At 32.8% G+C, this 18,189-nt stretch carries 19 protein-coding genes; 11 read left to right on the top strand and 8 right to left on the bottom strand.

Annotated features, from left to right (window positions below; translation table 11 throughout):
* The first annotated feature begins 2 nt into the window (after positions 1-2).
* The gene (locus tag CDH50_RS04985; protein ID WP_100610821.1) at positions 3-2,372 is read left to right on the top strand and encodes a GAF domain-containing protein; all 2,370 of its coding nucleotides are present in this window, start codon (positions 3-5) and stop codon (positions 2,370-2,372) included.
* Between the two features lie 45 nt (positions 2,373-2,417).
* Here CDH50_RS04985 and CDH50_RS04980 read toward each other — a convergent pair whose 3' ends face one another.
* Positions 2,418-3,596, bottom strand: coding sequence for a Pycsar system effector family protein (locus tag CDH50_RS04980; RefSeq protein WP_100610819.1), 1,179 nt, complete (start codon positions 3,594-3,596; stop codon positions 2,418-2,420).
* A 99-nt stretch (positions 3,597-3,695) separates the two neighbouring features.
* On the opposite strand from CDH50_RS04980, the gene CDH50_RS04975 reads away from it, so the two are divergent.
* Positions 3,696-7,403, top strand: a complete 3,708-nt coding sequence (locus CDH50_RS04975; protein ID WP_100610818.1) for a metallophosphoesterase — start codon at positions 3,696-3,698, stop codon at positions 7,401-7,403.
* A gap of 47 nt (positions 7,404-7,450) precedes the next feature.
* Here CDH50_RS04975 and CDH50_RS04970 read toward each other — a convergent pair whose 3' ends face one another.
* From CDH50_RS04970 to CDH50_RS04940, 7 genes are all read right to left on the bottom strand, one after another.
* The gene (locus CDH50_RS04970; RefSeq protein ID WP_100610816.1) at positions 7,451-7,894 is read right to left on the bottom strand and encodes a DinB family protein; all 444 of its coding nucleotides are present in this window, start codon (positions 7,892-7,894) and stop codon (positions 7,451-7,453) included.
* A gap of 80 nt (positions 7,895-7,974) precedes the next feature.
* Complete coding sequence (locus tag CDH50_RS04965) at positions 7,975-8,265, bottom strand: antibiotic biosynthesis monooxygenase family protein (RefSeq protein ID WP_100610814.1); 291 nt, start codon at positions 8,263-8,265, stop codon at positions 7,975-7,977.
* A 20-nt stretch (positions 8,266-8,285) separates the two neighbouring features.
* Positions 8,286-8,738 carry a pyridoxamine 5'-phosphate oxidase family protein gene (locus CDH50_RS04960; RefSeq protein WP_100610813.1) on the bottom strand — a complete coding sequence of 151 codons (453 nt, stop codon included), beginning with the start codon at positions 8,736-8,738 and terminating at the stop codon, positions 8,286-8,288.
* 37 nt (positions 8,739-8,775) lie between these two features.
* Positions 8,776-9,120: a hypothetical protein gene (locus CDH50_RS04955; RefSeq protein ID WP_100610811.1), complete on the bottom strand. Its 345-nt coding sequence runs from the start codon at positions 9,118-9,120 to the stop codon at positions 8,776-8,778.
* Positions 9,117-9,698: a GNAT family N-acetyltransferase gene (locus CDH50_RS04950; protein WP_100610809.1), complete on the bottom strand. Its 582-nt coding sequence runs from the start codon at positions 9,696-9,698 to the stop codon at positions 9,117-9,119. The genes CDH50_RS04955 and CDH50_RS04950 overlap by 4 nt, the downstream gene beginning before the upstream one ends.
* Positions 9,695-10,204 (bottom strand): flavodoxin family protein, encoded by a 510-nt coding sequence (locus tag CDH50_RS04945; RefSeq protein ID WP_100610808.1) that lies wholly within the window; start codon positions 10,202-10,204, stop codon positions 9,695-9,697. Before CDH50_RS04945 ends, CDH50_RS04950 begins: the two co-directional genes overlap by 4 nt.
* A gap of 127 nt (positions 10,205-10,331) precedes the next feature.
* Positions 10,332-10,793 (bottom strand): VOC family protein, encoded by a 462-nt coding sequence (locus tag CDH50_RS04940; protein ID WP_100610806.1) that lies wholly within the window; start codon positions 10,791-10,793, stop codon positions 10,332-10,334.
* Positions 10,794-10,950: 157 nt separating this feature from the next.
* Here CDH50_RS04940 and CDH50_RS04935 point away from each other — a divergent pair, with 157 nt between their 5' ends.
* The 9 genes from CDH50_RS04935 (at position 10,951) to CDH50_RS04900 (ending at position 18,125) form a co-directional block, all read left to right on the top strand.
* Positions 10,951-11,685 (top strand): glycerophosphodiester phosphodiesterase, encoded by a 735-nt coding sequence (locus CDH50_RS04935; RefSeq protein WP_232731960.1) that lies wholly within the window; start codon positions 10,951-10,953, stop codon positions 11,683-11,685.
* Positions 11,682-12,893, top strand: a complete 1,212-nt coding sequence (locus tag CDH50_RS04930; RefSeq protein WP_100610804.1) for a BaiN/RdsA family NAD(P)/FAD-dependent oxidoreductase — start codon at positions 11,682-11,684, stop codon at positions 12,891-12,893. Before CDH50_RS04935 ends, CDH50_RS04930 begins: the two co-directional genes overlap by 4 nt.
* A 60-nt stretch (positions 12,894-12,953) precedes the next feature.
* Positions 12,954-13,082 (top strand): DUF559 domain-containing protein, encoded by a 129-nt coding sequence (locus CDH50_RS15310; RefSeq protein ID WP_262496102.1) that lies wholly within the window; start codon positions 12,954-12,956, stop codon positions 13,080-13,082.
* A gap of 23 nt (positions 13,083-13,105) precedes the next feature.
* Complete coding sequence (locus CDH50_RS15305; protein WP_262496101.1) at positions 13,106-13,363, top strand: endonuclease domain-containing protein; 258 nt, start codon at positions 13,106-13,108, stop codon at positions 13,361-13,363.
* Positions 13,364-13,460: 97 nt separating this feature from the next.
* Positions 13,461-13,997 (top strand): DUF1697 domain-containing protein, encoded by a 537-nt coding sequence (locus CDH50_RS04920; protein ID WP_100610803.1) that lies wholly within the window; start codon positions 13,461-13,463, stop codon positions 13,995-13,997.
* The gene (locus tag CDH50_RS04915; RefSeq protein WP_100610802.1) at positions 13,998-15,083 is read left to right on the top strand and encodes a diphosphomevalonate/mevalonate 3,5-bisphosphate decarboxylase family protein; all 1,086 of its coding nucleotides are present in this window, start codon (positions 13,998-14,000) and stop codon (positions 15,081-15,083) included. It abuts the gene before it with no gap.
* Between the two features lie 203 nt (positions 15,084-15,286).
* The gene (locus CDH50_RS04910; RefSeq protein WP_100610801.1) at positions 15,287-16,216 is read left to right on the top strand and encodes a mevalonate kinase family protein; all 930 of its coding nucleotides are present in this window, start codon (positions 15,287-15,289) and stop codon (positions 16,214-16,216) included.
* 46 nt (positions 16,217-16,262) lie between these two features.
* Positions 16,263-17,165 (top strand): geranylgeranylglycerol-phosphate geranylgeranyltransferase, encoded by a 903-nt coding sequence (locus tag CDH50_RS04905; protein WP_100610800.1) that lies wholly within the window; start codon positions 16,263-16,265, stop codon positions 17,163-17,165.
* An 87-nt stretch (positions 17,166-17,252) separates the two neighbouring features.
* Positions 17,253-18,125: a pseudouridine synthase gene (locus CDH50_RS04900; protein WP_100610799.1), complete on the top strand. Its 873-nt coding sequence runs from the start codon at positions 17,253-17,255 to the stop codon at positions 18,123-18,125.
* Positions 18,126-18,189 lie beyond the last annotated feature (64 nt).

Genomic DNA, 18,189 nt, shown 5'->3' with positions numbered 1-18,189 from the left:
TTATGTATCAACCTGTTGAATCACCAATGCTCTTGCAAATAAGCTTTAAAAAATTATTAGAGCAGTATGAAACAATGTTAGATAGTAGTGACGATTTTATGATTGCAAAAGCAAAACATATTTTAGAGTTTCAAGAAAAGCACCCTGTACTAAGGGATGGTTTTACCGATTTTTCATTGTTGGAAGCATATAAAGAACAAATAGAAACCATATTACAAGATTCATTTAGCCCCCTCCTAACACGAAACGAAATTAAAACGGCTTCGGTTCCTTTTCAAAATATTATATTCAATGCTTCCGAAAGGTTTAAAAATATTATTAAGACAGCTGGAAAGGATTTTGAGCTTAAAATTAAAAATATGCCGGAGGATGACACTTACATTATTGCTTGTACGGTCATCTTAAATTTATGCTATGGTTACAATTTAAGTTTAAAACGCCCCATGTTTTACGAGATACCAGATGCCGATGGTATTAAGCGATATTATAAAATATTGTACAACGCCGATTTTTGTGAAATCGTGCCAACAGACAAGGCTATAAAAATTACGCACCAAGATTATGAAGAATTATTAGATAATTTTGGAAATATAGAACTATGGAAAAAGAAGTTCCCACCCAATAGTTACATTTTCAAAGGGTTTGTTATATCCAATATTTTTGATGTAACGGATGATCAATCTATTTCAAACATAAAATCGAGTTTAATTGGTGAGGTAAAACAAAAAGATGAAAATTTTATCAAAGAGTTTCAAAATGTTTTTCAATCGCTATTGGGTTTAAAAGATTTAAGAGTTGGGTTTTCGGTTTATAACAAAGAAGAAGATAGCTTCGAGCGCGTTGTGGGAGAGGGTATGGTCAGTTTTCTTGTCAATAAAAATGAGGGCTTACTTTGCGAATCATCTTTATGCCATGAGTCGTATGATATGCTTCTTAATGAAAAAAAATTCTATTCCATATCCGATGTTGAAAAGTTTGAAGAACTTTATTGTAGTCCTCAATTTAAAATTTTAAAAGATCAAGGTATTAAAAGTGCCATTTTAGCGCCCATTTCCAGTAATGGTGAATTGTTGGGTATTTTAGAACTTGTATCTGCCACACCCAAAGCTTTAAATAGTATTAATGCTAATAAACTGGTAGATATCATGCCATTTATAGTATCTACGGTAGAGCGATCTAAAAAGGAAGAACATAATTTGATAGAGGCTGTCATTCAACGAGAATGTACTTCAATACATCCTAGCGTATCGTGGAAATTTAAAAAAGCCGCAAAAAAATTTTTATTTGATAGACAAAAACAAGCGGGTAGTGCAACCTTCAGCAAAATAGTATTCGAAAATGTATATCCTTTATTTGGTCAAATGGATATTAAAGGATCGTCTGATGCCAGAAATAAAGCTACCCAAAGAGATTTAACCTTGCAGCTGAGTTTGACGGAAAAAATACTTGAAAAAATAGAAAAAGAAAAAGAGCTGCCTATTTACAGTCAAATTCGATTTCAAATTGAAAACTTTAAGGAAGAATTGAAATCTAATTTTAAAGTGGATAGTGAATTGGTGCTTTCTGGGTTCTTTAAAAATGAAATAGAGCCGTTGTTCAAGTTTCTTTTAAAACAAGATGGCTCATTTACGGAAGCTATTAACGACTATTTTAGTAAACTAGATGAAAATCTGGGACTTGTATACCATTACCGTAAAAATTATGATGACACCGTAGCGTTAATCAATAAAAATATGGCTAGGCTGTTGGATGAAAAGCAAGTAGAAGCACAAAAAATGTACCCACATTTTTTTGAACGTTTTAAAACCGATGGCGTAGAACATAATATGTATATAGGAGAAACTATTACAAAGGAGGATAGTTTTAACATCATATATCTATACAACCTTAGGTTATGGCAACTTCAGGTAATGTGTGAAATGGAGAATGCCTATTATAGCAACCAAGATAGCTACCCATTAAGTCTAGATATTGTTTCCATGATTTTGGTTTTTAATCAACCCCTATCCATACGATTTAGAATGGATGAGAAAAAATTTGATGTGGATGGCACTTACAATGCCAGATATGAGGTCGTTAAAAAAAGAGTTGATAAAGCCTTTATTAAAGGAACAGAAGAACGTATAACAGGTAAAGGTAAAATTGCTATTGTTTACTCACATAAAGAAGACGAAATTGAATATTTACGTTATATCAAGTTTTTGCAATCCAAAAAAATGCTTGATACAGATGAAGAAATTGTAGAGTTGGAAAACCTTCAAGGTGTTACTGGCTTAAAGGCTATTAGGGTAAGTTTGCTTTATAAAGACAAAGGAAAAAATAGTAAGGACTTCTTCACATACAATGATTTAATGAACGAAATTAAAGCTTAAGCATTTTGATTAAGGTAGAGTTTCTGTTCAATTTCAACAGTAAAACTAACCTTTACTCATTTTAAAAGCGACAACAAAGGCAATAACAGATATAATCATGCCTGTCATAAATATGTTGTAGGTAATTCTTAGGATTCTATATTTTCTATCTAAAACTTTTCCTAAAAAATATAAGTCCTTGGTCATAGAATCATATAGATACGCTTTGTCTTTTATAAGCTCTGAAATGGCCCACTGGTATTCTTTTAATTCCATTTTATGGAAATTTCCAAAAAAGGTTAAATTAACCCGTTTTTGCTCCACATCTTCTTTGGTAAATGATCCGCTAGTAATGTTCGGCCTTGTGGCAATAATGGACAAGACCATAGATATAACACTTGATACAGTAAAAATAAGCGTTGGAATTATTAAATAACTATTAGAAGGGCTGTCTAATTTTGAAAGCAAGTTAGAAAGAACAAGAGAAATGATGATGGCATTAACCGATAATAAAATATTGGCTTTAGTATCGGCAATATCACTAAGTTTTATGTGGTTTTTTAAAGCTACCCTAAAAAATGTTTGAACACCACGGTCTGGATTTTCGTTTTTCAGTTTGTTTTTTAGGTCTTCAGTTTTTGACTTTAGTGCTAACTTTTCTTTTTTCTTTATAAGCTTATTTAGGTTTATTTCTTTTTTTGGCTGCCAGTTTTTTATAGCATAATCCGTATAAAATTGATGTTTTTCAGAAAGCAATTGTATATTTTCATCCAACCATTCATTTGTTGAGTAGTTTTTTATGCCCAATATCTCAAGCTCTTTTCTTAAAAATTCGCTAACATCATTAAAATTGTCCTTTCCAAAATGGAATGTATCCGCATCCCTCATTATTTTTTCTAATAATGTATTTGGTTTATTATCAAGTTTTGTTGCCAAAATACAAAGGTTCACATTGTGTATAATTATGTCATCAACACCCTGTCCCTTTAAAAAATCAGTCGCTATTTTTACGCTTTCATCTTCATGCCCTTGAATGGTTTTCGTATATCCTGTGTCATGTAATAGCGCTGCTAATTTTAATGCCAAGCGATCTTCACCGTTAAGATTGGTATTTTCAATAATTTCGTCCACGCCATTACAAACACATTCGGTATGGTTATAATTATGGTATAAAAATGTACTTGGAAGTTTTTCTTTAAATAAATTAAAAACGAATTCCTGCGTTATTTTTAAAATATCTGGCATATTTTGCATTTGTATATAATAATACAAATTACTGAAAAATTTATTAAAAAAGATGATTTGCTAATTTGTATATTTATGTTAGAATAGAAGCATCATGACATGAAGTTGCCGTTTAGATTAATCCCTCTTTTTTTAGTTTTATTGCTTGTTGATGCTTGTGCAACCTACAAAGTACAATATGCCCATGAAGACTTAATTGGCAATAAATCCCCAAACAAAGAAGTTGATAAAATATTTTATTTAATAGGTGATGCGGGTCTGTCGCCTGACATCGGATTCTCCGATGGCTTACAAGCATTCCAAAATCATATTTCAAATAAAAATACAGAAGACGATTATGTCATTTTTTTAGGCGATAATATTTATCCCTCAGGTATGCCAGATGTTGGGAAAAATAGCAGGGCAAATGCTGAAAATAGTTTAAATGCCCAAATAAAATCAGTAAAGGATTTCAAAGGGAAAACGGTTTTTATTCCTGGAAACCATGATTGGTATTCTAACGGATTAAAAGGCTTAAAACGGGAAGAGCAGTATATTGAAGAAGCTTTAGGAAAGAATACCTTTTTGCCAGAAAATGGTTGTCCTTTGGAAAGTATTGATATTAGCAACACCATCCAATTAATCATCATCGATACCCAATGGTATTTAGAAAATTGGGATCATTCACCAACTATTAATGACGATTGTGAGATAAAAACTAGGGAACGTTTTTTTGAAGAAATAGAAGGAGAAATAAAAAAAGCCCAGAATAAAACCGTGGTCTTTGCTATGCACCATCCCATGTACACGAATGGTTCCCACGGCGGTCATGTGGCGGCAAGCAAGCATATATTTCCGTTTCAACAAAAAATTCCATTACCAATTATAGGCTCTTTAATTACGCAAATAAGAACTCAAGGAGGTGTTTCGCCTCAAGATCTTTACAATGAGCGTTACCATGAATTGATGAGCCGTTTGGAAACTATGGCATTAGGTGAAAACAATCTTGTTTTTGTTTCTGGACATGAGCATGCTTTACAATACGTGGAGAATAAATCGATTAAGCAAATTGTATCGGGTTCAGGTTCTAAAGAATCGGCTGTGTCATTGAGGGAAAATGGCTTGTTTTCTTATGGCAAACAAGGTTTTGCTGAGTTAGTCATTTACAAAGACGGAAGCAGCTGGGTTAACATGTTTGCTTCGGAAAACGGACAAGCCAAGTTGGTATTTCAGAAAGAAGTGCAAAAAATTAATCAGGTTTTTGATTATTCCAAACTCCCTGAAAGCTTTTCCCAAGACATTGAAACATCTATTTATGCCAAAGAAGAAACCGATAAAACAGGTTTTTTTGAAACGGTTTGGGGTGGACATTATAGAGACGTTTATAGTACAAACATAAAGGTTAAAGTCACGACTTTAGATACATTGTATGGTGGCTTGGAAGTTATTAGAAAAGGAGGAGGCCACCAAACACGTTCTTTGCGATTAAAGACCAAAGATGGTAAAGAATTAAGCATGAGGGCACTGCGTAAAAGCGCCACCCAATATCTTCAAACGGTGTTGTTTAAAGATACTTATATTGTAGATGAATTTGAGAAGACCGCTGTTGAAAATCTGGTTCTCGATTTTTATACCGCTGCTCATCCTTATGCATTTACAGTAATTCCAGATTTGTCAAGTGCTGCCAAAATAATGCATACCAATCCGAAATTATTTTACATTCCCAAGCACAAAGCCTTGGAGAATTATAATGATGAATTCGGTGACGAATTGTATATGGTTGAAGAACGTCCGGAAGATATTTCGTTTAATGACCAAAATCTGGAAACGCCAAAGGATATTAAAAACACCTACGATGTCATTAAAAAAGTTCAGGAGGATGAGAAATATAAAATAGATGAACAGGCTTTTATAAAAGCGCGTCTTTTTGATATGTTGGTGGGCGATTGGGATAGGCATCAAGACCAGTGGAAATGGGCTGAGTTTGAAACGGAGAATGGCGATAACATATTTAGACCCATACCGCGAGATAGAGATCAAGCGTTTTCAAATTTTGATGGTGCTTTATTGGATGTCATGAAAATTATATCTGGTTCAACAAAACAGTTGCAAGTCTATGATTCAGAATTAAAGGATATCAACTGGATGAATAGTGCCGGGATTAAATTAGATAGAATATTAATCCAAAAAGCCGATGAATCTGATTGGTTAAAACAAGCACTGTTTTTACAAGAACATATCACTGATGCTGTGATTGTTGAGGCATTTTCAAAAGTCCCAAAAGAAGTTCAGGACGAAACCTTGAATGCCATTAAAGCAAATCTAAAAGCAAGACGAAGTAATCTTTTGGATATTGCCACCAGATATTACAAACATTTGAATGAACTGGTCATTTTAATGGGAACAGATAAAGATGATTACATTGAAATTACTAGAACAAGCAATAAAGAAACACATATAAAAATATCACGTATTAAATCGGGTGAAAAAGCCGATGTGTTAGTTGATAAGACTTTTAATAGAGAGATTACTAAAGAAATTTGGTTGTATGGCTTGGATGATAAGGATGTTTTTAAGGTTGAAGGTGAAGCAAATAATATGATTTATACGCGCCTTATTGGTGGGCAAGGAGAAGATACTTATATCATTGAAAATGGTAAACGCATTAAGGTTTATGACCATAAATCCAAAAAAAATACCATCGAAAAAAATCAAGGCGCCAGCATAAAATTCACCGATGTTTATAATTTAAATCTCTTTGATTTTCAAAAAAACATCACCAAAACAGGCACCATCACGCCCAGTTTCGGATTTAACCCCGATGATGGTTTTAAATTAGGTGCTTCTTATGTGCATACCGTAAAAGGCTTTCAACGGAATCCGTTTTCCCAACAACACCATTTTAAAGGTGGGTATTTTTTTGCTACGAATGGTTATGAACTTAATTATGAAGGTGAGTTTGCCAACATCCATCAAGATTGGAATTTGCAAGTTTCTGGACGATTTACATCCGAAAACTTTACCAATAATTTCTTTGGCTTTGGAAATGAAACCGCTAATGATGATGATAATTTCGGATTGGATTATAACCGAGTGAAAACAGGTATTTATGCACTGAATTTAGGCATGATTAAAAAAGGAAGTTACGGAAGTGATTATGGTTTTAAAGCCCTTTTTGAAGGGATTGAGATTGAAGATACTCCAGATCGTTATATTTCCAGTTTTATGCCTCTTGTCAACAATGATTTTTATACAAGACGTTTTTTTGGTGGACTTCAAGCACAATACCATTATAAAAGTTTTGATAATGCCATAAATCCGGCTCGTGGGATGACATTCCTTTTAAATGTCGGTGGAAAAACAGAGTTTAAGGAAACCAAAAACACCTATGGTTTTGTGAATTCCGAATTGGATTTTTATAACGCGTTGACCACAAACAAAAAGTTAGTTCTTAAAACAGATGTGAGAGGTCAGCTTAGGTTTGGTGACAATCTCATCTTTTACCAAGCAGCCAATATTGGCGGTAATAATGGGTTGAGAGGGTATAGAACCGAACGTTTTACAGGTAAAAATGCGCTAACTGGTAGTGCCGACTTACGTTACAGTTTCCCATCTTTCAAAACTAGCGTTTTGCCTTTGCAGTTTGGTGTTTTTGGTGGTGTAGATATTGGTAGGGTTTGGTTGGAAAACGATACTTCAAAAAGATGGCACAACGATTATGGTGGCGGTTTTTGGGTAACGGCAGCACAGACGCTATCCGGTACTTTTAATGTGTTTCAAGGCGCAGAAGGCCTCCGGTTTTCGTTTGGTTTTGGATTGAATTTTTAGTTTAAAAAGGAATAATATTTTGCTGCTTCAGTAAACCAATTTGATAATCATCGTTTATAAAATATGTAATCTGTGACCAAAGGATCAATTCCATTTGATTTAAATTCAGTAGCGATTTGTCCTCTATGATAAGTAGAATGATTGATAACATGAAAAAGCGTGTCGCGAATACTGTTGCTAAAAGCGAGACCGTTGCTAGTTTTATAATTGATGATAGTGTTTAAGTCAAATTTGTCAAGTATAAGCAATGAGTTATCGTAGTTAGTTTTATCAATTTCCAAACAGTTTTTAATAGGATGTTTGTCCCAAACGCCATACCTATTTTGAATTTGGTTAATTCTGCTATTCCAAATATGGTGGGCATTCAACATGTGGCTAAATAGTATAATCGATTTTTCAGAAGTTTTATCTGAATGTTCATTAAAAACAGTCCATAATTTTTGGTTGGAGTGATGGTTGTATTCAAATAATTCATTAAAAAATGGTTTCATTTTTGTGTGGTTTAAAAACTAAGATATTTTTGATGATAGTATCATTTGATAGTATCAGAGGTAAGATAGTTTATTAATTTTTAAATTATGGTTTCATAATGTTCAACTAAAGGAAAAGGGTCGTAGTAATGATGTAATAAATTTTTCCATCCTAAATACTGTGAAGATTGCCTAAATCCAATAGTATGATCTTCGAGTTTTTCCCAATTAGCAAGTAGAATATATTGATTGTCTTGTTCAATACATTTTTTAAGTGAGTGATTCACATAGCCTTTTATAGAGCTAATGTATTGTCCAGCTTTTGCAAAATCTAATTCAAATTGCTTTTCTTGACCTTTTTTTACGTTCAATATTGCTACTTCTAAAATCATATTCTTTGAATTTACTTTTTTTAAACTCCATAAGTTTTTCTCGCATTTTCAATCTGTTCAGCTTCTGTTGTTTCTGGATAGAGAATATATTTAGGTGCAATAATTGGTTTAACGCGTTCTATAGTAATTTCTGTAATAGTTGAAAAAGGAAAATTTACTCCGGTCATAGTAGTCAATATTTTTTCCATTTCGGAAAATCTTGAATCTATTTTGCCAATAATTTTAGCTTTTCCTTTTACTTGAAATCCTTTTTGTACCAGTATGTCGATAAAGCTAATACAAACATTTGCGTTGTGCTTAATATTTCGAACAGTTTGTGGTGAAGCTATATTTGCGACAATTATTTTGTCAGTTCCATAATAATTGAAAATTTCTTTTGGTGAGACATTGGGTACGTTTTCGATCGATGCTGTGGCAAGCCAACATAAAACACTTCTGTTTATGTATTCCTTTAGTTCTGTTGTTAATTCCATTTTTCCAGCTTATTATGCTCACTATTATTCATTCAGGTTATTCAATTTCTATGTATTCTGATGCCCCTTTTTCATTTCCGTTTGTCAGCCATTCCCAATTTAAATTCATTTTCATTTTTCCTGTGTCTGTTACTGAAATTTTAGCTGTTGCTTTTCCTGCTTTCAATTCGTTATCTGTCGTCAAACATTGATATAGCATATTTAATTCATCGTCTTTCAATGCCGCTATAATTTTTCCATATCGAATCGTTCCGCCAAAATAATCTGCGGTCACTAAATTTCCATCTTGTTTGTATTCAAAAACAGTTTCTGAGTTTACTTGTCCGCTATCGGAGTTTTGAATAAGTGCAAATCTTTTATTGTTGAAATTAAATTTGGTCATGTATTTGTATCATCTAATTTTTTCCATTCTTCTTTAAGAATACTGTAAACGTAAGCTCCTTCACTTTCTCCGTAAGATTGAATACTATAATTTCTTAAAAGTCCTTCTTTAATGGCTCCAATCTTTTCAACTGCTTTTTGGGATTTGAGGTTATTTATATCTATTTTAAATTCTACCCTTCTTAGGTTTAAATTATCAAAACAATAATCTAGAAGAAGCCCTTTGCAAATGGCATTAATACCGGTTCCTTGAAATTTTTCACCTATCCATGTCCATCCTATTTCCAATCTTCTATTCTGAAAACTAATATTTCCAAACATGGTTATTCCTATTGGATTGTTAGTTTCCTTGCTTATGATTATTAATGGGTATAGTTCTTTTTCTTTTTTTGAATTTAGACAGAAGTTAAAATAATCAGTTAAATCATTTCTGTTTTTTACTCTTGCTCCAAATTCTCCTAATTCTTTATGATAACTTATTTTTTCTATTTTGTCAATATCATTAATAGATAATGGGCGCAATAAAATTACCTCGTTTTCAAGAATCAATTCAGTTGAGAAAAATTTTTCTAAGGTCATTTATGGGTTGCTGTTTTTAATTCTATAATTCGTTTAAATTCGGCAATCTTATCGTTTTCATTTTTACCTTCATAAGTATGCAAATCAGTTATATAATTCAAGCCTAAATACTCTGCTGATTTTTTGAATGGAATCCAAAAATTATCTCCTAAGTTGTCGCCATTCGAGCAACTAATAACGGCCATGTGTTTATTTCGTAATTTTCGACCAATATCTTTTTCAATACGTAGTAAATCTGTTATCCTATCGAAAAAAACTTTCATGATGCCACTCATTGAATACCAATAAACTGGCGTTGCAAAAATCAATACGTCGTAATCTTCAGTTATTCTTTTTAATAAATTGATGAAGTCATCATTTCGATTTAAATGTTCATAATCAAAATGAGAAATTTTAAAATCAGACAAGTCAATTAAGTCCCAATTGGATATCCGTATAAATTCTGCAACAACTTTTTTAGTTTCGCCATTGTTTCTTGAACTTCCTATGATAATTACTTTTTTCAATTCATAGAGGGTTTTTCAAATGCATCGCAACTTTTATATGTACCAACTGGATAGAAAATCCACGAGGATTTTCGTAAGTAAGCTTGAACTAGCAATTAATTTAATACGGCTTGTTGTATGGCGTTTTTTATTTGTCATTTTTTTCTAATTCTTTCCATTTCTCATAAGAAACAATTCCGTTTTCAGGTTTGGATTTTCCTTCTAAAATTCCAATGTATTCGAGTGAATGTCCATCTGGGTCTTCAAAATATATTGATATTGCTGGCATCCAAGCAAAAACCATTGGTTTTTCAGTTCCATCATTAAGAAAATTACGACACTTAATATTCCGCTTTTTTAAATATTCGACAGACTCATTTAAAACCCAATCAGGTTCGCATTCAAACGCAAAATGTCTAATGTCAATTTCCTTTTTTGGTTTTTCCCATAATCCTAACATAAACTGTTTAGGTTTTCCAATCCAAAAAAATGCAGCTCGTCTTTCATCTTCATAATGACATTGCTCTAATTTCATTTTTTTTGAATAAAACTCAATAGAACGTTCTAGATTTTCTACAAATAAATGTGTTTCATAAAGTCCTTTAATCATCTATATTTCGTTTTTCAAATGACATACAACTAATTATATTAGGAATAAATCCCTCTTTATTCCTAGATCTTTTTGAAGATAATATAGGAATTTTTGTTCTTTATCATACGTTTACTATTACATCAAATCTAGCATATTTTTAAACAAATTAAAAATAATGCAGTGCGTATTAAAAAATGCTGCTCAAAACCTCTGGCGATATTCGTATTTTTACAACATGAAAAAAATAGGACATCGCGGCGCCAAAGGGCATCTATCAGAGAATACCTTAGAATCCATTAAAAAGGCATTGCAATTAGGAGTGGATGGTATTGAGATTGATGTGCACCGATGTGCGTCTGGTGAGTTGGTGGTTTTTCATGATTTTACCTTAGATAGAATGACCAATACCTCTGGTGAAGTTTCAAAATTCACTTTAAAACAGTTGAAAAAAGTAGAAGTGAAGGGGCATTGCCAAATCCCCACCTTATCGGAAGTGATGGCGTTTGTAAACAATAAATGCTTGTTGAACATCGAGTTAAAAGGTCAAGACACACCCAAAGAAGCAAGCAGACTCATCGATTTTTATGTTGAGAAAAAAGGGTGGGATTATAGCAATATCATTGTGTCCAGTTTTCAATACAATTTATTACAAACGGTTTATAGCGTCAATAAAAAAATCCAATTAGGTGTGCTTACCGATACCAATCTGGAAGAAGCGGTTAATTTCGCCAAAACCATAAATGCCTATTCCATACACCCAGATTATACCATGTTAACCGAAGAGATTGTTGCCAATTTAAAGGAACAATTTAAAGTGTTTACATGGACGGTGAACAACTTGAAGCCCATAAAACGCATCAAATCGTATGGGGTTGATGGTATTATTTCCGATTTTCCCGATAGGTTATGATTGAAAAAGACGTGCTTGTCATTGGCGGAGGTGCTGCCGGTTTTTTTGCTGCCATTAATGTAGCAGAACAAAACCCAAAGCTAAAAGTGGCTATTTTAGAGCGCGGAAAAGAGGTGTTGACTAAAGTAAAAGTGTCTGGTGGTGGCAGGTGCAACGTGACACATTCAGAATTTATTCCACAAGAATTGGTATTGAATTATCCCAGAGGCGAAAAAGAATTACTAGGACCGTTTCATCAATTCATGACGGGCGATACCATAGACTGGTTCGAAAAACGAGGCGTTCCTTTAAAAATCGAAGCCGACGGACGCATGTTTCCCACAACCGATTCTTCACAAACGATTATTGATTGTTTTTTAAAGGAAGCCAATAAACATAAGGTTGAGGTATTAATTAATCATTCCGTAAAATCCATTCAAAAAAAAGCGGATTCATTTGAAATTGAAACAACAGAAGGTATTTTTTCATCAAAAAAAGTATTGATAGCCACTGGAAGCAATCCAAAAATATGGAAGCTTTTGGAAGATTTAGGGCATTCCATTTCCAATCCAGTACCATCATTATTCACTTTCAACATTAAAGATGAACGTATTCAAGACATCCCAGGAGTAGTGGTTAATAATGTTTTGGTAAATGTTGTAGATAGTCATTTAGAAAGTAGCGGGCCATTATTAATAACACATTGGGGCATGAGTGCACCAGCGATTTTAAAATTATCGGCTTTTGGTGCTTTGGAATTGGCAAAACGGAATTATAAATTTGATATTAAAATCAATTTTATAAATAAATCTTTTGAAGATGTTTTGGATGTTTTAAAGGAATTAAAACAAACCTTGGCTAAAAAAACAGTTTATAAATCCACGCAATTTGATGTCCCTAAACGTCTTTGGCAGAACTTGATTTTGGCTTCTAAAATGAACCAAGAAACCCGTTGGGCAGATTTGAATAAAGAACAATTGGACATGTTAGCATCTCAATTAACGCAAGCCATTTTTACTGTAGAAGGCAAAAGCACATTTAAAGAAGAGTTTGTAACGGCAGGCGGTGTTGAACTGAAAGAAGTTAATTTTAAAACCTTTGAAAGTAAACTTATTCCCAATTTGTATTTTGCTGGCGAAGTATTAAATATTGATGCCGTTACGGGAGGTTTTAATTTTCAACATGCATGGACGAGTGCTTACCTTGCCGCTCAAAATATATCACGCTAAGTTTTCCCCTCTAATAAGAGGGGATTAAGGGGTGTGTTCTTATAAATTATTTGTTTAAAAATGAAAATATACTATAATCCAAAACTTAAAGAGTTAGCAAGACAACTTCGTAATAATGCAACAAAGTCTGAAATTAAATTATGGACCTTTTTGAGAAGAAATCAAATGCATGGTTATGATTTTCACTGACAAAAACCTATTATGAATATATTGTGGATTTTTTTTGTAACCAACTGCAATTAGCTATTGAATGTGATGGGTATTCTCATGAAATTCTAGAAGTTTTTGAGAAAGATGTTAAGAAAACCAATCGCTTAAACGAGTTAGGAATTCATGTTTTGAGATTTTCTGGTTATCAAATAATGAATGATATGGACAATGTTTTAAGGGCGATTGAAGATTATATTTTAGATTTGAGGAGAATGGTGGTACACCTCCCTCAGTCCCTCCTTGTTAGGAGGGATGCCTAAATATGGATATGTTCATGTAAAGATTATATTTTTAGATTTGAGGAGAATGATTTTACACCTCCCTCAATCCCTCATTTTTTAGGAGGGAAGCAAAAAAATGAAAACATATATCGCACTTTTAAGAGGTATTAATGTGGGCGGACACAAAAAAGTGCCCATGGAGACATTACGTGAATTGCTCACTAAATGTGGACTTAAAAGCGTTCAAACCTACATACAAAGTGGTAATGTTATTTTTCAATCTTCAAAAGAAGCTACCGAATTAGAAGAAATCATTAAAAAAAATATTCAGGATTATTTCGGATTTGAAGTTTCGATAATAGTAAAAACACCATCAGAATTACAAACCATTTTGGACGATTGTCCGTTTCAACAAAATGAAAAGGAGCATAGTTTTTTTATTATTTTAAATAAAATCCCCGATGCGGAATTAGTTGCCGAAGTTCAACAAATATCTTATGAAAATGAGGAAATTATTATCAAAAATGATGCGCTGTATTTTTATTGTTCAACAGGTTATGGAAAATCAAAATTCAGCATGAATACCTTTGAACGAAAATTAAAAGTGATAGGAACCGCTAGAAATTACAACACCATGATAAAGTTATTATCTTTGTCAGCTGAAATTGATTAAATGACCGAACAACAATTCATTCCGAATCTGTACACTAAAACTGTTGAAACAGGTAAAATTACTTGGGAATCTCCCAGCAACATTGCCTTGGTAAAATATTGGGGAAAAAAGAATGACCAAATCCCTGAAAATCCATCCATCAGTTTTACGCTGACGGATTGTAAAACCATTACTACTTTGTATTATTCTAAAAAGGAAAATAATGATGAATTTTCTTTTGAGGTGTTTTTAGATAATGAAAAGAAAGGCGATTTTAAACCAAAAATTGAAACCTTTTTCAAAAGAATAGAGGTTTATTTGCCCTTTTTAAAGGAGTATCATTTTAAAATTGAAACCACTAATACGTTTCCACATAGTTCAGGAATTGCATCCTCTGCTTCCGGGATGAGTGCCTTGGCTTTGTGCTTAATGAGTTTAGAAAAGCAGCTGATTGACAACATGGATGAAAATTACTTCAATAAAAAAGCATCTTTCCTGGCAAGATTAGGTTCAGGAAGTGCGTGTAGAAGTGTTGAAGGCGATTTGGTTGTTTGGGGCAAACACGAAAACATTGAGGGAAGTAGTGATTTATTCGGAATAAAATATCCGTATAAAGTCCATGGGAATTTCAGGAATTACCAAGATACCATTTTGCTGGTTGATAAAGGAGAAAAGCAGGTTAGTAGCACTGTTGGTCATAATTTAATGCACAACCATCCATTTGCTGAAGAACGATTTAAGCAAGCGCAACAAAATTTAAGTACATTGATGGGTATTATAGAGTCTGGTGACTTAAATTCATTTATAGAGATTGTAGAAAGTGAAGCCTTAACATTGCACGCCATGATGATGACCAGCATGCCGTACTTTATCTTAATGAAACCCAATACACTCGAAATTATTAATAAAATTTGGGCGTTTAGAAAAGAAACAGGTCTACACGTTGGGTTTACTTTAGACGCTGGAGCGAATGTACATATGCTCTATCCAGAAAAAGAAATGAAACCGATTCTGGAATTTATTAATAATGAGTTAGTTGCATATATCGAGAATGCGCATTATATTGTCGATAAAATTGGTTTAGGAGCTAGCCAAATAATAATTTAGGCGAATTATTAATAATTGTTAATTGTTAATTAAGAAAGATAATAGAGCCAAACCAAATGTTATATCTTTGCAATCAAATTTATTTAAAGAAACAGGTTGTTTAAATAATTCGGAGTATCTTAGTATTCAGATAGATATTAGAGCATTGTTAAAACTGAAAGTGTCAAAAAAATAATCGTTAATCGCTCATTACTAATTAATTTATGAAGGGACCTTTATTTTACTCAAAAATTTTACTCTTTGGAGAATATGGAATCATTAAAGATTCCAAAGGTTTATCAATTCCTTATAATTTTTATAATGGAGCCTTAAAAGTAGATGAGCATCCTTCAGAAATTGCTATAAAATCCAATGAAAGTTTAAAACGTTTTGTTGCCTATTTAGAGAACTTGGATTCTGAGTTAGTGCAATTCGATATGGAGCAGCTCAAACAGGATGTTAGTAAAGGCATGTATTTTGATTCTTCCATTCCGCAAGGGTATGGCGTTGGGAGTAGTGGTGCTTTGGTTGCTGCTATTTATGATAAATATGCCCAAAATAAGATTACGGTTTTAGAGAATCTAACGCGAGAAAAACTGTTAACACTGAAAGCTATTTTTTCGGCCATGGAATCTTTTTTCCACGGAAAATCTTCTGGTTTGGATCCTTTAAACAGTTATTTAAGCATTCCTATACTTATTAATTCCCAAGATAATATTGAAGCAACTGGTATTCCTTCGCAAAAAAGTGAAGGTAAAAATGCCGTGTTTTTATTAGATAGTGGTATTATTGGGGAAACTGCCCCAATGGTGAGTATTTTTATGGAAAACATGAAACAGGAAGGTTTCCGTAATATGCTGAAAGACCAATTTATAAAGCATACGGATGCTTGTGTGGATGATTTTTTAAATGGCGACATCAAATCCTTATTTAAAAATACCAAACGATTATCAAAAGTGGTTCTTAATAATTTTAAACCCATGATTCCACAAGAATTTCATGAACTTTGGGAAAAAGGCATTAAGACCAATGACTACTATTTAAAGCTTTGCGGTTCTGGCGGTGGCGGTTATATACTTGGCTTTACTGAAGATATCGATAAAGCAAAACAAGCCCTTAAAGATTATAAATTAGAAGTAGTTTACAACTTCTAAAGGCCTATCGCCCTGAACACGTTTCAGAATTTCATTATATATTTTTATGTTAAACCGAAGACAGAAACATATTCTACTTAAATTTTTTAGTATGTTTTCTGTGGTAAGAGGCTATAATATACTTGTGGTTGTTGTGGCCCAATACATCACATCTATTTACATTTTTGCACACGATAAGTCCGTACGCCAAGTTGTTTTCGATGTTAATTTATTAATGTTGGTTTTAGCATCGGCAGCTACTATAGCTGGTGGTTATATTATTAATAATTTTTATGATTCGGAAAAGGATTTGATTAATAGACCGCAAAAATCAATGATTGACAGGTTGGTGAGTCAAAACACAAAATTATCGCTCTATTTTGTTTTAAATTTTGTGGCTGTGGTCATGGCAAGTTATGTATCCTTTAATGCTGTTATTTTCTTTTCGGCGTATATTTTTGGTATTTGGTTTTACTCTCACAAATTAAAAAAAATGCCTTTTATTGGTAACATCACTTCAGCTATTTTAACGATTACGCCTTTTTTCGTCATATTTATTTATTACAAAAATTTTGAGACTGTTATTTTCGTGCATGCCATGTTCTTGTTTTTAATCATTTCCATGAGAGAGTTAACTAAGGATTTAGAAAACCTAAAAGGAGATTTGGCACTCGATTATAAAACAATTCCCATTGTGTATGGTGAAAAGGCATCAAAAATAATGCTCACTATTTTGACCTGCTTGACCTTAGTTCCAATATATCTTTTAGTGTATAAATTTGAAGTAGGGCGTATGTACATTTACTTTTATTTAAGCTTTATTTTATTGTTGTTTTTTATGCTATTGGTATGGAAATCTAAAACGAAAATACATTATTTAATACTTCACAATATTTTAAAACTTATTATTCTTTCAGGTGTTTTTAGTATTTTATTGATAGATGTTAATTTGATTTTAAAACATATATAAGATGTATTTTTTTTCAATTAACAAATCATCAATTCAAAAATCGTCAATCATAAATTTAAGCATATCTTTGCAAAAAATAATTACGTTATGAGTAGGCATCAAGGAGATAAAGGCAATGAAAAGAGTTCAGGAAGAGGAGGTGAAACTAGTCGCAAAAATAGTTATTCAAGAGGCAATGCCCCTTTAAAAAATCAAGGTGGATTCACAAAACCATCTAGCTCAACAAAGGCGACATCGGTCCATAAATCCAACCCGAATGAAATCCGTTTAAATAAATACATTGCGAATTCCGGTATTTGTTCTAGAAGGGAAGCCGATGTGCACATAGCTACGGGTTTGGTGTCTGTAAATGGCAAGGTAGTAACCGAAATGGGTTATAAAGTGAAACTTGATGATGAAGTTAGATATGATGGGGCACGTGTAAATCCAGAAAAAAAAGCCTATGTGTTGCTTAATAAGCCTAAAGGCTTTGCCACAACAACCAGCGAAGGCAAAGGAAGAACCGTTATGGATTTGGTTGCCAATGCCACTACATCGCGTATAAAACCTATAGGGCGTTTGGGTAGAAACTCATTAGGCTTGATATTGTTCACCAATGATGACGCTATTGTGGAAAAATTTACAAACTCCAAAAATGGGATTGCTAGATTATTTCATATAGAGCTTGATAAAAATTTGAAGTTGGAGGACTTGAAAAAGATTCAAACCGGTTTTAAAATTGAAGGAAAACTGATAGCGGTTGAGGAAATCAGTTATATAGATGGTGCTTCAAAAAATGAAATCGGCTTAAAAATAAAAAACACTGGTAATACCATTATACGATCCATATTTGATTACTTAAAATATGAGATTGTGAGTTTAGATTGTGTTGCCATAGGGCATCTTACCAAAAAAGACCTTCCCCGTGGACATTGGAAACACCTAACCGAGCAAGAGTTGAACACACTCAAAATGCTTTAAATAATGATGATAAAAAATAACATTTTTTTAAAAAAAAATAAAAAAAATGTATTTCATTTGTAAA

The sequence above is a fragment of the Confluentibacter lentus genome (genome assembly GCF_002806995.1).
GTDB lineage: Bacteria > Bacteroidota > Bacteroidia > Flavobacteriales > Flavobacteriaceae > Confluentibacter > Confluentibacter lentus.
This window is presented reverse-complemented; position numbering and strand designations above follow the sequence as displayed.

What these genes read in the sequence shown, in the direction of transcription:
- CDH50_RS04985 (WP_100610821.1), top strand. Translation starts at nt 3, where the DNA reads ATGTATCAACCTGTTGAATCACCAATGCTCTTGCAAATAAGCTTTAAA.
- CDH50_RS04980 (WP_100610819.1), bottom strand. Translation starts at nt 3,596, where the DNA reads ATGCCAGATATTTTAAAAATAACGCAGGAATTCGTTTTTAATTTATTT.
- CDH50_RS04975 (WP_100610818.1), top strand. Translation starts at nt 3,696, where the DNA reads ATGAAGTTGCCGTTTAGATTAATCCCTCTTTTTTTAGTTTTATTGCTT.
- CDH50_RS04970 (WP_100610816.1), bottom strand. Translation starts at nt 7,894, where the DNA reads ATGAAACCATTTTTTAATGAATTATTTGAATACAACCATCACTCCAAC.
- CDH50_RS04965 (WP_100610814.1), bottom strand. Translation starts at nt 8,265, where the DNA reads ATGATTTTAGAAGTAGCAATATTGAACGTAAAAAAAGGTCAAGAAAAG.
- CDH50_RS04960 (WP_100610813.1), bottom strand. Translation starts at nt 8,738, where the DNA reads ATGGAATTAACAACAGAACTAAAGGAATACATAAACAGAAGTGTTTTA.
- CDH50_RS04955 (WP_100610811.1), bottom strand. Translation starts at nt 9,120, where the DNA reads ATGACCAAATTTAATTTCAACAATAAAAGATTTGCACTTATTCAAAAC.
- CDH50_RS04950 (WP_100610809.1), bottom strand. Translation starts at nt 9,698, where the DNA reads ATGACCTTAGAAAAATTTTTCTCAACTGAATTGATTCTTGAAAACGAG.
- CDH50_RS04940 (WP_100610806.1), bottom strand. Translation starts at nt 10,793, where the DNA reads ATGATTAAAGGACTTTATGAAACACATTTATTTGTAGAAAATCTAGAA.
- CDH50_RS04935 (WP_232731960.1), top strand. Translation starts at nt 10,951, where the DNA reads ATGCAGTGCGTATTAAAAAATGCTGCTCAAAACCTCTGGCGATATTCG.
- CDH50_RS04930 (WP_100610804.1), top strand. Translation starts at nt 11,682, where the DNA reads ATGATTGAAAAAGACGTGCTTGTCATTGGCGGAGGTGCTGCCGGTTTT.
- CDH50_RS15310 (WP_262496102.1), top strand. Translation starts at nt 12,954, where the DNA reads ATGAAAATATACTATAATCCAAAACTTAAAGAGTTAGCAAGACAACTT.
- CDH50_RS04920 (WP_100610803.1), top strand. Translation starts at nt 13,461, where the DNA reads ATGAAAACATATATCGCACTTTTAAGAGGTATTAATGTGGGCGGACAC.
- CDH50_RS04915 (WP_100610802.1), top strand. Translation starts at nt 13,998, where the DNA reads ATGACCGAACAACAATTCATTCCGAATCTGTACACTAAAACTGTTGAA.
- CDH50_RS04910 (WP_100610801.1), top strand. Translation starts at nt 15,287, where the DNA reads ATGAAGGGACCTTTATTTTACTCAAAAATTTTACTCTTTGGAGAATAT.
- CDH50_RS04905 (WP_100610800.1), top strand. Translation starts at nt 16,263, where the DNA reads ATGTTAAACCGAAGACAGAAACATATTCTACTTAAATTTTTTAGTATG.
- CDH50_RS04900 (WP_100610799.1), top strand. Translation starts at nt 17,253, where the DNA reads ATGAGTAGGCATCAAGGAGATAAAGGCAATGAAAAGAGTTCAGGAAGA.